Origin of the sequence: Alkalinema pantanalense CENA528, from assembly GCF_050753345.1 — a bacterium.
In the GTDB taxonomy this organism is placed as follows: Bacteria; Cyanobacteriota; Cyanobacteriia; order Leptolyngbyales; family Leptolyngbyaceae; genus Alkalinema; species Alkalinema pantanalense.
Genome location: NZ_JBLZFX010000136.1, coordinates 1 through 12,374 on the forward strand (window position 1 = coordinate 1; position 12,374 = coordinate 12,374).

General features: G+C 51.1%; 14 protein-coding genes and 1 pseudogene. 3 read left to right on the forward strand and 12 right to left on the reverse strand.

Annotation, left to right across the window (positions count from 1 at the left end; genetic code table 11):
• Window positions 1-324: 324 nt before the first annotated feature.
• The 10 genes from ACN4EG_RS25555 to ACN4EG_RS25600 all read right to left on the reverse strand — a co-directional run bounded on the left by ACN4EG_RS25555 (window position 325) and on the right by ACN4EG_RS25600 (window position 9,907).
• Complete coding sequence (locus ACN4EG_RS25555) at window positions 325-612, reverse strand: type II toxin-antitoxin system Phd/YefM family antitoxin (RefSeq protein WP_431633114.1); 288 nt, start codon at window positions 610-612, stop codon at window positions 325-327.
• A 26-nt stretch (window positions 613-638) separates the two neighbouring features.
• Window positions 639-3,527 carry a HEAT repeat domain-containing protein gene (locus ACN4EG_RS25560; protein WP_431633115.1) on the reverse strand — a complete coding sequence of 963 codons (2,889 nt, stop codon included), beginning with the start codon at window positions 3,525-3,527 and terminating at the stop codon, window positions 639-641.
• 139 nt (window positions 3,528-3,666) lie between these two features.
• Window positions 3,667-4,851 carry an alpha/beta hydrolase fold domain-containing protein gene (locus ACN4EG_RS25565; protein WP_431633116.1) on the reverse strand — a complete coding sequence of 395 codons (1,185 nt, stop codon included), beginning with the start codon at window positions 4,849-4,851 and terminating at the stop codon, window positions 3,667-3,669.
• Between the two features lie 3 nt (window positions 4,852-4,854).
• Window positions 4,855-5,814, reverse strand: a complete 960-nt coding sequence (locus ACN4EG_RS25570; RefSeq protein WP_431633117.1) for a DMT family transporter — start codon at window positions 5,812-5,814, stop codon at window positions 4,855-4,857.
• Complete coding sequence (locus tag ACN4EG_RS25575) at window positions 5,811-6,344, reverse strand: protein tyrosine phosphatase family protein (protein ID WP_431633118.1); 534 nt, start codon at window positions 6,342-6,344, stop codon at window positions 5,811-5,813. The genes ACN4EG_RS25570 and ACN4EG_RS25575 overlap by 4 nt, the downstream gene beginning before the upstream one ends.
• Before the next feature lie 26 nt (window positions 6,345-6,370).
• The gene (locus ACN4EG_RS25580; protein WP_431633119.1) at window positions 6,371-6,661 is read right to left on the reverse strand and encodes a putative quinol monooxygenase; all 291 of its coding nucleotides are present in this window, start codon (window positions 6,659-6,661) and stop codon (window positions 6,371-6,373) included.
• A 59-nt stretch (window positions 6,662-6,720) separates the two neighbouring features.
• Complete coding sequence (gene mtnB / locus ACN4EG_RS25585; RefSeq protein ID WP_431633120.1) at window positions 6,721-7,332, reverse strand: methylthioribulose 1-phosphate dehydratase; 612 nt, start codon at window positions 7,330-7,332, stop codon at window positions 6,721-6,723.
• Window positions 7,333-7,407: 75 nt separating this feature from the next.
• On the reverse strand, window positions 7,408-8,100 hold the full coding sequence (locus tag ACN4EG_RS25590; protein ID WP_431633121.1) for an HAD-IB family phosphatase: 693 nt from the start codon (window positions 8,098-8,100) through the stop codon (window positions 7,408-7,410).
• 57 nt (window positions 8,101-8,157) lie between these two features.
• Window positions 8,158-9,336 carry a RuBisCO large subunit C-terminal-like domain-containing protein gene (locus tag ACN4EG_RS25595; RefSeq protein WP_431633122.1) on the reverse strand — a complete coding sequence of 393 codons (1,179 nt, stop codon included), beginning with the start codon at window positions 9,334-9,336 and terminating at the stop codon, window positions 8,158-8,160.
• 16 nt (window positions 9,337-9,352) lie between these two features.
• Window positions 9,353-9,907 carry a 1,2-dihydroxy-3-keto-5-methylthiopentene dioxygenase gene (locus ACN4EG_RS25600; protein WP_431633123.1) on the reverse strand — a complete coding sequence of 185 codons (555 nt, stop codon included), beginning with the start codon at window positions 9,905-9,907 and terminating at the stop codon, window positions 9,353-9,355.
• Window positions 9,908-10,104: 197 nt separating this feature from the next.
• Here ACN4EG_RS25600 and ACN4EG_RS25605 point away from each other — a divergent pair, with 197 nt between their 5' ends.
• A complete protein-coding gene (locus ACN4EG_RS25605) occupies window positions 10,105-10,428 on the forward strand; it encodes a nucleotidyltransferase domain-containing protein (protein WP_431633124.1) in 324 nt (107 codons plus the stop codon).
• Between the two features lie 87 nt (window positions 10,429-10,515).
• On the opposite strand, the gene ACN4EG_RS25610 is transcribed toward ACN4EG_RS25605, so the two are convergent.
• Window positions 10,516-11,367, reverse strand: a complete 852-nt coding sequence (locus tag ACN4EG_RS25610; protein ID WP_431633125.1) for a DNA adenine methylase — start codon at window positions 11,365-11,367, stop codon at window positions 10,516-10,518.
• 47 nt (window positions 11,368-11,414) lie between these two features.
• Between ACN4EG_RS25610 and ACN4EG_RS25615 the strand changes: the two genes are divergently transcribed.
• A complete protein-coding gene (locus ACN4EG_RS25615; protein ID WP_431633126.1) occupies window positions 11,415-11,618 on the forward strand; it encodes a DUF751 family protein in 204 nt (67 codons plus the stop codon).
• 39 nt (window positions 11,619-11,657) lie between these two features.
• Window positions 11,658-12,095 (forward strand): 30S ribosome-binding factor RbfA, encoded by a 438-nt coding sequence (gene rbfA / locus ACN4EG_RS25620; RefSeq protein WP_431633127.1) that lies wholly within the window; start codon window positions 11,658-11,660, stop codon window positions 12,093-12,095.
• A 144-nt stretch (window positions 12,096-12,239) separates the two neighbouring features.
• On the opposite strand, the pseudogene ACN4EG_RS25625 reads toward rbfA, so the two are convergent.
• Window positions 12,240-12,374, reverse strand: a pseudogene (locus ACN4EG_RS25625) (IS110 family transposase); the annotation flags it as partial.

The following is a 12,374-nucleotide window of genomic DNA, read 5'->3' on the forward strand; positions in this document are numbered from 1 at the left end:
TCCAGCGTTATACTCAGACCAGTTGCGGATGCGGTATTGAGGTTTCATGGCTTGGTTTTTGTGTGGTAACTGAAACTTACCATGCCTCTACCCTTCCGCAACCCCCCTTCATGCAACAACGCCGATTGAATGAATTGAGTCGCTGGTTCAGGTAAGGGGAATTTACCAGTTTTTGCTTTGATAATGATCTCCCAACTGCTGGCAACACTGACGTAAAGCGTATTATTTGAATCAGCAATAATGTCACGAACTGTTTGGGATGGTTTTTGGTTGTTGGTTACCCACCAAAGTAGTGTATGGGTATCGAGGAGCGCTTGCATAAATTTATTGTGGGTCGGCGGGATTTAGGAATCCATCAAGGATATCTTCGGGTAAGGGATCGTTGAAGTCTTCTGGAATGGTGAGTTTGCCTGCGTATTGTCCAGGGATGCGGGGTTGTGGTTGGCGTTGGGTGGGGGTGATGCGGGCGATCGGTTGTCCAGCTTCGGCAATAATGATTTCTTCGCCTTGAAGAACACGATCGAGGAGTTGGGCAATATTGGCGGTGGCTTCGGGGAGGGTGACGTAGGTAATCATGGTTGTGGGATTGCTGGAGGAATTTGATGGTTGCATTATAGGTTATGGGTAGGGGAATGCTTTCAAGGTATGGATTCTAGCTGTTGCAGTTGTTCTTGTGCCCATTGGCGGAGTTGATCGTCGGGGTCGTTGAGGGCTCGATCGCGGAGGAGTTCGAGGGTCTTGGGGTGAGATGGATAGTGTTTTAAGAGAGCATGAAGAGCTATTTGGCGACAATTCTCACGCCAAGATTCTGATGGACAACATGGATCATTTTCAACTACTTCGCAAAAAAGCTCAAACACTCCTGAATCTTGACTAAAATGTTCGGAAAGACGATACAACAATGCAGTTCTGACAACATAATTCTTGTCTTGTGTAGCACGTTTTTTCAGTAATTGTAAAATATCTGAATTGTGACGAAGGTATTTCGCACCTATGCCAATAATGCCAGATATGACAAGAGGAATTTTTTCTTGCTGGAAACATTTTATTAACCACGGTAAAGTTTCTGGATGATGAGAAAAATGGAATGCTACCTCTTCAATCACTTCTAGCCTTACCCATGGATCATTATCTTGAAAGCATTGCTTAAGCCAAGATAGAGTTTCTGGATCATTTGATAAAGTGTAGGAAACTGCTTTTAACGAAGCGCGTCGTACTTGAGAATCCGTACTCTGCTGTGCGCATCGCTTGAGCCAAGATAAAATAGAGAAATCATCTTGAAAGTAACGAATGATTGTTTGACAAATTGCATCGGCAGCTTTTCCGGTTAATTTCCTGTCAGAGTGGTCTTCTAATTCTTGTTTGAGCTTTTGCAATAACTGATTGGCAAGAAATGGAGGATGAATTCCTGAATCAACAAAACAATCTGCAGCTAGCAAAATGTGAGCGAAACCCTCTTTTTTAATTCGATTTTCACCAAATTTTCGATATGCTAACTCATCAAAAAATATATCCTGTGCAATTTCTTGAGATAGCAAAAACTCAATTAATTGAGCAGCAAATTTAGGATCGATCGCCCCACAAATCAACCTCAAAACCTCATGCCACGTCTCATCCTGCCAATGCTGCCAAAACACCTCATCCCGTAACTGCTCAAACGTCAACTCCCGCGACTTCTCAAATCGATGCACAATCTCCATCGCACAGAAATACTCCAAAAACGTGCGATGCACAAACCCGTAAGTATCCGCCCCCCGATCGCACAAAATCCAATTGCGATGCCGCAACTGCTCAATTAACTCATTCGCCTTTTCCCTCGGAGCCTCAAACCCCTGCTCCCGCAAATAATCCGTCAAAATCCGCACCAAGCGATCGGCCCGAATCAAATTTCCCTTCAACCCCTCATCACTCGTCTGCATCTCATAGGCAATCAACCGCAGCATCTCCTGCTTCTCCCGCCGCCCGATCGCATCCATTGGCAACTGCAACCGCTTATGATCCACATCCCAGTGATACAACAACACCCGCGACGCCTGATCATACAAATCCGCCCGATCGCGCGGTAACTCCTGCCGCCGATTCAAAATCGCCATCATCGTCAACAGCAACGGATTATCCGCCAAATTCTGAATCGCCTGAGACTGCTCGATCGCCTCCTTTAACCGCGTGACCAACCGCCCCTTATCCGGATCGCCACCCAACGCCAAATCGTACCAGCGATCGATAAACTCATGCATCTCCTCCCGATCCAACGGCTGAATCGTAAACTGCTGAAAACCCGCCTGCTGTAAGCGCTCCGGGTTATAGCCAACAATCCGCGAAGTCACCAACACCTTCGCCTGCGGATACTGCTGACTAAACCGCACAATCTCATCCACGATCGTCCCTTGAGTCGAGCGATCGAACACCTCATCCAACCCATCAAACATCACGATCGTCGGTTGCGACTGCAAATACTGGTGTAACTGCAACGGATCAAACTGCCAATCCGCCCCCTTGCCCCGATGCCAAAACTCCAAAAATCCCTTCACCCCATCCAGCACATATTCCCGCAACTCAATCAACAAGGGCAAAGCTTCCGTCTTCCCCTCCACCCATTCCAACGCCAAATACTGCAACAACGTCGATTTTCCCGCCCCCGGATCGCCCAAAATCACCGCTTTCTGAGCATCTGCTACCGCCCCCAAAACCTTCCGCGCAGGCTGCTGAAAATACTCCTGCCGATACACCGCCAACGCCTCCGCCGATAGATCCGCCTCCAAGCCCCCCTCTGCCTGCAACTGCCGCTTCACATCCAGCGGAATCTCATAGCGCAACGGCGGCAACGCCTCCCGCACCGTCTGCTCAATAAACATCCGCCACAGCTTGATGCCATCCGCCTGATAGGTACTATCCAACGTATACAGCTTCAAATAGCCATAGCTACACTGCAAACTCTCCCGGTACTTCGCCACATCAAACCCAGGACTCACCCCCGCCAGTTGCTGCAAACTCTCCGCCTGCTGTTCCAGCAACTCCATCTCCAACAAAGCCCGCAACTCCGGCGTTTCCCGCACAATCCGCCGTACCTTTTTCAGATACAAACTGCCCACCCCATCCCAATCAAATCCCTCCGGCATCGGCGTAAACGGCTTGCCTTTGCGCTGCGATCGCCCCCAAACCGCTGCCAGTGCCACCGTATCCACCTGCTTGCAATCCTTCTCAAATGCCTGCCCCAGCAACGGCTTTACCGCATCTTCCTGCACAAACTGCACCAAATTCGCCTCATAGCGATCGCGAATCTCCGCACGCGACAGTTCCCGATCCTCCAACTCCTCAACCACGATCGCGAGAAACTCCTGCAACGCACTCGCCACCGCCTTCTTCGTCACATCCGGCTTCGTCCGCGCCACCCCAGCCTTCAAAGAATCCTTGAAAAAATCCTTCACATAATCTTCCGCCGCCGCCTGCCCCAGCTTGAGCACCTGGTCAAACACCAGTTGGCCCACACCCACTGCCCCAGCCGTCGCCAACCACTCGAAGACCATACGCTATTCCAGGAACGGAGATTATTGCTTCAATTATATCCAACCAGCTCCAGCCAGACCGCTATGCAACAATCTTCACCATTGTTCGATCGTCATTGTTCGATCGTCCCCCTGCACTCCAGAAGATACCCTGGGTGAACTAATGCAACAACTCCGCCAAAAAGCGTTCCAAATGATAGAGTGCAAGCTGGTTACTTACCCCATTAAAGACCGCATCAAAGGCATGATCGGCCCAGGGAATTTCGAGAAAGAGGCTGGTTGAATTGTGGGCTAGTAATTTCTCATGCAATGCCTTACCAAATCGAGATTGCACAACATTATCCTTGCCCCCATAAATTAGAAACGTGGGAATTTGCGATCGCGTCACCCATTGCAACGGCGAAGCTTGGCGATAGCGATCGGGAAACTGTTGCGGATTACCGCCGAGAAACTTTTCCAACACATCCCGACTATTAATCGGATCAGGAGTGGGAACATCGTAGTATCCCGCTGTGAGATCGACGGGACTGTAGTAGGCGACAACGGCACGGAGATCGATCGGGGCAGGCTGATAGGCAGTCACCAGTGCCAATTGTGCTCCAGCGGATTGCCCTAAAATTGCCACGCGATCGAGATTGGTTTCGTAGGTCTGAGCGTGGGTTTTGAGATATTCCAATGCTGCGTGAATGTCTTTTAATTGGTTGGGGAATTGGGATTTAGGCGCATGGCGGTAGTCGATCGCCCAAACCACATAGCCCTGCTGCGCCAAATAGCGACCGAGCTTTTCCATATTTTTCGGTTGTCCCCGCTGCCACGCACCTCCATAAACCATAACAATGCCGGGATAATAGCCTGTTTTTTCCGGCTGATAGATGTTCAAGCGCAAAGACACTCGATCGATCACACTAAAGACAATGTCATGAACTTCACGGATTCGTGGTTCGGTCAACCCTAGAAATGCTTCCCGAAAACGGAAAGGCATTTTTCGGAAATGCTGTTGTCGTTCAGGAGCAAGGGAGTTCAGGAACTTGTGGTTGAAGGTTTGCCGGAACTCCTGCGTTATTTTGCTATGGGCGATCGGGAGTTGCAGCAGCGGCCACAGTGCCAGCACAATTGCCAAGACATTTGCCGCGATCGTCAGTTTAAATAGCCCATTCCCCCGATGGCTTCCCAGAGTCACCGCCGCCAGTCCCCAATTCACCAACAATAGCCAGGGACTCACTTCCGGTGCCCCAACGCTCAACGGTAGCAGCGCAAAAATGGGAGCCGGAATGAAAATCCAAAGACTCAGGAAAAGACCGATCGTGCTGACTCCCAACAATAGCCCAAATAAGAAACTCACCATGGATTATCCTCCTGAATTACTGGGCCGTTGGGCTGGCTGGATTCCCGCAGTCTGGGTTGGCGGGGATTGATTGGTTAAAATGACTCCGGCAATGACCAAGCAGCCACCAACGACTAGCGAGGGCTGTAAGGATTCCCGCAGAAATAGAATGCCCATGATTACCGCAGAAACAGGAACGAGGTTGGTGAAAATTGCTGTACGGCTGGCTCCGATCGTTTGAATGCCTTTGGAATACCAGAGGAATGCTAGAACCGTCCCCAAAATACCCATATAGGCAATGCTAAGGGCAGCGATCGGGGTGATGTGGGTCAATGCCTGCAAGAAATTTTCCGTTAATGCCATGGGAAATAAACTAATCGCCCCAATCACACAACTGTAGGTCGTTACCACTAACGGAGACATCTGTTGTAGAATCTTCTTGCTCAGCAGGGTATAGGTCACCCAACTAGTGACACAGCCCACCAGTAGCCAGTCCCCTAAGCCAATCCCTGTATGCAACAAATTGAGAGGATTTCCCTGGGCAATGACGATCGCGACTCCCAATAGGGAAATCAGGGTGCCCAATATTTTGGATCTAGAAAGCGGTTCTCGGTAAAAAACTGCCGAACCCAAGGACACTGCGATCGGGTTAAAGGCCACAATCAGCGAAGCACGGCTGGCGGGGAGTAGCTTCAGTCCCCCGAGGAAAAAGGCATTGTAAGCAAAAATTCCAGCCAATCCCATCAAAGTTACCCCGACCCATTGGGAACGGTTCAGGCGGGGGAGTTTTCCAAGCTGGAGCCAACAGAGTAGGAGTAATAAAATGGCCGCGATCGCAAAGCGGAGAAAGGCTACGGAGAAAACCCCAACGCTCTGTACTGCGATGCGCCCTGCAATAAAGGTTCCGCCCCAAATCAGCGTGGTTAGTACCAGTTGCGCATAGATGGTGGCCGATCGCCGAGGTGGAGAAGATCCTAAACTCATGGGCAATCCTGGATCTGTGCGCCATTCTGAGGGGCAGATCCCTCAGATACAGCCTCTAGCAGCGCTTCTGGCGTTAACTGGTAATGGGCCAGAACCTGATGAATAAACGCTGTCCAGATTTCATTGGGTTGCCAAATCTGTTCTAAATCCCGTTGAGCAATCTCATGGCTTTCCTGTTGCTGAATCCGTCGCCACAGATAGACAAAAACTGAAACACGCTTGTTTGCCGCACAATGAATAAAGAGTTTCCGATCGTGGCGACGTTTCATAATCTGACAGAAAAACTCAAAATCCATCAGCGTTGGTTTATCCCACACGACGGGAATGTGGAAGTATTCCAAGCGGGCGGATTGGGCGACCGCAGATTCATTGAGCAAAGCATTGTCGGAACTACTCAAGGCCAAGTTAATGACCGTTTGATAACCTGCGGCCTTGATAGCTGCAAACTGAAATGCATTCGGTTGTCCGGCGGTTCCGATTCGATCGGAAATCCGGAAAAAGTTTGCAATTTCTTCTACACGATCGCCCATAACTGACTCTACCCTAAACGTTCATCCTAACCTAAAAGTCGATATCGCCGAATATCCGGCATCGCCGCCACAATGCCATCTAGCTGCGCCATTGCGGCCTGTAAATGGGGCGTCTGGAGATGGGCTTCTAGGGCTGCCTCCGACTGCCATTCCTCGATAAAGGTCAAGTCAGTGGGATCCTGGAGATTTTGGTGCACCTCGTATTGGATACAACCCGCTTCCTGCCGGGTCGGTTCCAGAATGCTAAGGGTCAGGGATTTTAAGGCATCAATTTGGTCAGGTTTTGCAATCACATGGGCAACAACACGAATCGTCATAGCGTTAGCTCCCAAAATTCATTCTTCAATAACTCATCATCCACGGATACGCCAGAGAACTACTGCCGGATCTGTCGCTCCAGCACCATATACCGAAAAATATATTCCACCAATTCAATGGCATTACGAGCCCCTTGCGTGGAATTGGCCCACACCGTCACGCCATGGTTCCGAATCAAGAGGGCGGGAATTTGCGGCGGTTGTTTAGAGAAGCGATCGCGGATTGCATCGGCAATTTTGGGCACATCCAAATGGTTGGCAAATAGGGGCATCATGCACTGGGGATCTTCCTCCCACAGGCCCAGTCCCTTAATCATTTCCAAGGGGGGCAAGGGCAATGCCTCTGCTGTTGTGAAATTGGACACTAAATTGGCTTCTACGGAATGGACATGGTAACAGGCTTTCGCTTCGGGAAATAGTGCGTAAATGGCTTCGTGAATCGAAGTTTCAGCGGAGGGTTTATCCGTAGGCCGACTGCCTTCCCATTCGCCGCTGGGCTGCATGTGGATGAAATCATGGATCATCAATTCGCCTTTGGATTTGCCACTCGCAGTAATCCAAAAACTACCATCCTCCCGCCGTGCCGATAAATTCCCCGCCGTGCCCCACATCCAACCCCGATCGTGGAAGTACTTCGCCGCACTAATTAAATCATTCCGTAGATCTGTCATTCTCCATTCCCTTACTTGATGATTGCCAATTTATTTTTGGCGACGTTATAGTCTTCAATTCCATGAGTTAACCGTTTAAGATTCCTCCCAGCGTTGGGCTAAGTAATCGCGAATTTCAAAGAAATCATTCCAGGGAATGTAGGATTTGCCATGCTCATCCAGGTATTGCGCCAGTCGATCGCGGGCAAAAACCACGGGAGCCGCCAAGGCCATGTTTAGATCCGTAATCGAATCCCCGATCGCGATCGCTTCTTGGCAGGGATACTGGGCCATCACGTTTACCTTGGCTACCAGTTCCGTCCCATCTTCGTAGGTGGGAATGACGCGGCAGTAGTCCTGGGACAGATCCAAATCTACCGCATGAATGCCCGCCATCCGAGGCTTCAGATCCGCCAGCACCGTTTCCACCATGCCCCGCACACCGCCGGAAATGACGACGAAGGGGACTTGGTGACGATCGAGAAAGTCCAGCAATTCCGGCAATCCAGGGCGCATGGTTTTGCTGCGGGAAAATTCCAAAATCTCTGGATATTGGCTGGCCGGGATAGATTCCAACAGTCGCCGCACGCCTTCTCGCAGAGTCAGCCGCCGCGCATACATTTCCGGCATCAATTCAGCAGACAATTGCGGTGTAAATGCTTTGAGCAACGCCACGAAGGTTTCTTCAGCGGTAATCGTTCCGTCAAAATCCGAAAAGACGACTCGTTGATATTGAACCGTGGGGGAGTTTGATACATTGAATGCTTGGGGCTGTGTCTCAGTGATCATGGTGGCTATGGATGCGATGGTTGGTATCGTTGCTGTAAATGATGACGATGGGTTTGTCTAAGTCCCCCATTTCTCCAACGCCATTCGTAACGCACTGGGTGGAACTTGTGAAATCTCAAAGGGATGGCCAGGAGTCGCCTGCTGCAATGCTTCAAAAAACGCCTGTACCCCAGCCCCCGCGCCCTGGGGATGATCCATAATGCCAGTTCCCGCATTTAGAATGACATCCTGACCGTAATCCGCCAATGCCTTGGGGACAATGCCGGGATGAATGCCTGCGGAAGGAACGGGAAAGACATTGCGCGATCGCAGGGCATCTCGAATGGCAGCTTCCTCCTGGGCGGCAAAGGGCAAGTTGCCATAGTGGGCGGGATAGAGCACGGCATCGGCTCCGGCATGGGCCGCCAACGTTCCCAACACAACGGAATAGGCGAGGCCATGATCGGGAGCCCCACACATCGCCCCCGCAAAGGCTGGATGCATCAAGATGGGAACGTTCACCTCAGGATCGATCGCCAACGCTTCCAAGACCGAAAAGCCGTAGGTCAGGACGTTGAGCAAGAGGGCATTGGCTCCAGCGGCGACTAAGCGACGGGCATTGTCCAGCAAATCTGCCGCTCTACCCGTGACGTTAACGGCATAGAGTAGTTCTTTGCCCGTATTGGCTTTGACCGCATCGATTTCCCGGCGGCAGGCTTTGAGGCGCTCCAGGGTGGGAGCCACCTCCAAATTACCGAGAATTTCATCGTCCTTAATCACGTCCAGACCCGCGATCGCCACTTCCCGCAAAATTTGGGCGTGATCCTCAGCGGTCAGGCCCAGAGCAGGTTTAAAAATCGCCATTACCAAAGGACGATCGTGAACCTGGACACGATCGCGAATACCGGAAATCCCAAAGCGACAATGCTGGCCGTAGGTCTCCGGCAACCGCACTGCGATCACCTTTGCCGCCCCCGCCATAGAGTATTTCCCAAAGATCATCGTTAGTAAACTAGCAATGTCTCCTTCGGTATTGGCAATGGGAAAGCGAACGGTGGCAATACTGGTACCGTCTTCGTTGTGCTGCGTGGAAACCACCTCCGCCAGAAAGGACTGGAAGGCTTGTTCCCGGTGGGCAAAGCGTGCATCCCAAGTGCCGACCGTTTGCCCGATCGCGATCACCTTCGCCTGTTTTGCCGCATCAACGCCTGCTGGGAAGCGATAATCGACTTCGATCGACTGTGCTGAAATGACCATTGATGTTTCAACCGTCCTACACTGCTGTCAGCCGGGGCAAACGGATGGAAGTCTCGGTATATTCGGGTACCCAGCCAGCGGTTCCCGCGAAGTAGCGCACGGCTTTGACCCGACGGCTGGGGGTGAGGTAGAACCAGTGTTCGGTTCCGGCGGGGACGTTGATGTATTCTTCCGCTTGTACAGTCAGTTCCACTTGGGAACGATCGGGCAGGACAAAGCCAAAGACCCCTTCGCCATCGACGATGTAGCGGACTTCGTCGTCGGCATGGGTGTGGACTTTTTCAAATTTTGCCAGCAGGGTGTCTAGGTTCGGCACGTCGGGGTGCAACACGATCAAATCCCGCGAGGTATAGCCTTGATTTTCTTTGAGACTATTAAAGTAGTGATCGAGCCCTTGTAGCACCTGTTCCTTTTGTTCATCATTCAAACTGGCGCGGGACAGGAGTTCCTGCACTTGGGGATCGGTGCCCGTTGTCCAGTGGTTGAGTTGAATATTGAGGGGTGCGAGGACTTCCGCGATCGCTCCTAAATCCGTCAGTTCTGTGCCGTTTTCCAATCGCAAAGTTGCCATAAATCATGCTCCCAAGTTGACCCGAAGTTCATTATAAGACAAGGGTTCCTGATAGAGGGGTTTCCGGGCCGACGGCAAAGGTGGGAATCGCCATCTCAGCGATATTCCCTCTGTCTAAACCTCCTGTCCGGGAGATCGAAGAGGAGAGGCTATAATTTCACTACTGCCTCGGCTGAGTTCAGTCATGCTCCATAGCCATGCAACACCCCAAATTGCCTGAAATTCTTGCTCGTCTCCGACAATATTTGGAGGCGCTTTATGGCGATCGCTTAGCGCAAGTGATTCTCTATGGTTCTCAAGCTCGATCGGAGGCAACTCCAGAATCAGATATTGACATTCTGGTGGCCTTGAAAGGAACCGTAGATTTTGCTTTAGAAGTGCAACGGACAAATGATTTTATTGCGGATCTCTGTCTGGAAAGCGGAACTCTGGTTTCTGTGACCCTCGCATCACTAGAGCAAGTCGAATCGGCCCAAGCCCCGTTTTTTCGGAACCTCCGGCGGGAAGGCATCCTGGTATGACCAAAGAACAACAAGCTCTACCGTGGCCAACCTTATCTAGGTGAGCACAGAAAACTCAATTGATTCAATTCACAGGAAGCTGTGCAACTAATAGGAAGTAATTAACAGTTCAGTGATTTTGCCGCGCTTGCTGCCGTTGGAATTGATATGGCGGGATGCGTAAATCGTGTGAATGTTGTAGCCTGCGTATAGCTCACGGATGAACTCACAATCCGAGTTCGACAACATCACCTTCACCCCCCGATCGCACAACTTGGCAAAAACATCCCGCAGCTGAGTTTGCTCCGCTTCCAAAAACGAATAGCGGTTGTAGGACGTAAATTTGCTAGTAGGACTGATGGGATGGTAGGGCGGGTCAAAGTAGACAAAATCCTTGGACGACTTGGCATACTTCAACACCTCTTCAAACCCCACGGGTTCAATGCGCGTTGACTTTAAAGAGGCCGAACAAGCCCGCAGCAGATCGGGATCGTAAATGCTGGGGTTCTTGTATTTCCCCATCGGCACATTGAAATGGCCCTTGGAATTTTCCCGGTACAAGCCGTTAAAACAGGTCTTGTTGAGGTATAAAATTCGAGCCGCTCGCTCCAGATGATTCCCCGTCCAGAACCATTCATCATTGACCATCACCTGCGATCGCACATGGTAATAGTGATCTTCGCAGTGGCGATCGTGGTGTTCGCGCAGGAGATCGATCACGTTATGGACATCATCGCGGATGCACCGATAGACGTTAATCACTTCGAGGTTAATATCCGCCAGGAAGCTCTTTTTGGGTCGCAAATGGAAAAAGACAGCACCTCCCCCCAAAAACGGCTCGTAGTAGGTCCGATAGTCTCTGGGGAAGAACGATTCATACTGCGGAAGCAGTTGACTTTTCCCACCAGCCCATTTAAGAAAGGGGCGGGGAATGGCAGTGGGTCGAACTTGGGTCAGCATTCGTCTATCATAAAAGGAATTTGCAGGATTGAAACGAATTTATTACTATGCAAGACCTTTGGACAACAATCTCTAAATATCCCCGTTTTTTAGCTGGCGTGATCCTGGGTGTGTTTGTGAACCTGTTGGCACCGCTAGTCCCACTGTTTAAGCGTCCCGTCACTGCGATCGCGCTGATCGGCGTCATGTTAGGAATTGTGGGCTTTTTTGTATTTACCTTGCAAGGGATGCTGGGTCTGAATCCCGTCTGAGCTAGAATCTAGCCAGGGGAAACGCCCAGGAGGGAAACTATGGCAACCGATCGACGAGTAGCTCGCGTGGCTGAACAGATCAAACGCGAGGTCAGCCAACTGTTAATGAGCGGAATCAAGGACGATCGCGTCGGCACGGGCATGGTCAGTGTGACGGATGTGGACGTTTCCGGCGATTTGCAGCACGCCAAAATCTTCGTCAGCATCTACGGTACCGATGAAGCTCGGGCGGAGACGATGAAGGGCTTGCAGTCTGCGACGGGCTATGTCCGCAGTGTGCTGGGGCAGCGGGTACGGCTACGGCGCACCCCAGAGGTGATCTTCGTGGAAGACCGATCGCTGGAGCGGGGCACGCAAATTCTGGGGCTGATCAATCGGCTGACGGAAGAGCGGAAAACCTCTGGGGTTGAGGAATGGCTCGATCAACCGGAGGAAGACGGGGCGGAGGATGAAGTCACGCCAGCGGTGGAATCTTAATACCAAATCAACTTGTGATTGCAATGCGTCACGATCCCCCTAAATCCCTCTTATTAAGGGGGACTTTGAAACAATTTGACTGAATTCTCCCGTATTTCTAGCGTCAGCGGCGCGTAGCGCGGGGGCTAGCGATTATCTTGAAAGTCAAGTAGGTTGGGGCAGAACTTGCCCTGGATTAGCTATGGCCGCAGGGTTCCAGAAGGTTCCCTGCTTGACCATGGCATTGAGAATCGTCAGCAACTTTCGCATACAAGCCACTAACGCAACCTTCTTGGCCTT

Excerpts from the sequence above, each read along its gene's own strand:
- ACN4EG_RS25580 (WP_431633119.1), bottom strand. The coding sequence starts at position 6,661 with ATGACGATTCGTGTTGTTGCCCATGTGATTGCAAAACCTGACCAAATT.
- ACN4EG_RS25605 (WP_431633124.1), top strand. The coding sequence starts at position 10,105 with ATGCAACACCCCAAATTGCCTGAAATTCTTGCTCGTCTCCGACAATAT.
- mtnB (WP_431633120.1), bottom strand. The coding sequence starts at position 7,332 with ATGACAGATCTACGGAATGATTTAATTAGTGCGGCGAAGTACTTCCAC.
- ACN4EG_RS25595 (WP_431633122.1), bottom strand. The coding sequence starts at position 9,336 with ATGGTCATTTCAGCACAGTCGATCGAAGTCGATTATCGCTTCCCAGCA.
- ACN4EG_RS25600 (WP_431633123.1), bottom strand. The coding sequence starts at position 9,907 with ATGGCAACTTTGCGATTGGAAAACGGCACAGAACTGACGGATTTAGGA.
- ACN4EG_RS25560 (WP_431633115.1), bottom strand. The coding sequence starts at position 3,527 with ATGGTCTTCGAGTGGTTGGCGACGGCTGGGGCAGTGGGTGTGGGCCAA.
- ACN4EG_RS25615 (WP_431633126.1), top strand. The coding sequence starts at position 11,415 with ATGCAAGACCTTTGGACAACAATCTCTAAATATCCCCGTTTTTTAGCT.
- ACN4EG_RS25590 (WP_431633121.1), bottom strand. The coding sequence starts at position 8,100 with ATGATCACTGAGACACAGCCCCAAGCATTCAATGTATCAAACTCCCCC.
- ACN4EG_RS25610 (WP_431633125.1), bottom strand. The coding sequence starts at position 11,367 with ATGCTGACCCAAGTTCGACCCACTGCCATTCCCCGCCCCTTTCTTAAA.
- ACN4EG_RS25570 (WP_431633117.1), bottom strand. The coding sequence starts at position 5,814 with ATGAGTTTAGGATCTTCTCCACCTCGGCGATCGGCCACCATCTATGCG.
- rbfA (WP_431633127.1), top strand. The coding sequence starts at position 11,658 with ATGGCAACCGATCGACGAGTAGCTCGCGTGGCTGAACAGATCAAACGC.
- ACN4EG_RS25575 (WP_431633118.1), bottom strand. The coding sequence starts at position 6,344 with ATGGGCGATCGTGTAGAAGAAATTGCAAACTTTTTCCGGATTTCCGAT.
- ACN4EG_RS25565 (WP_431633116.1), bottom strand. The coding sequence starts at position 4,851 with ATGGTGAGTTTCTTATTTGGGCTATTGTTGGGAGTCAGCACGATCGGT.
- ACN4EG_RS25555 (WP_431633114.1), bottom strand. The coding sequence starts at position 612 with ATGCAACCATCAAATTCCTCCAGCAATCCCACAACCATGATTACCTAC.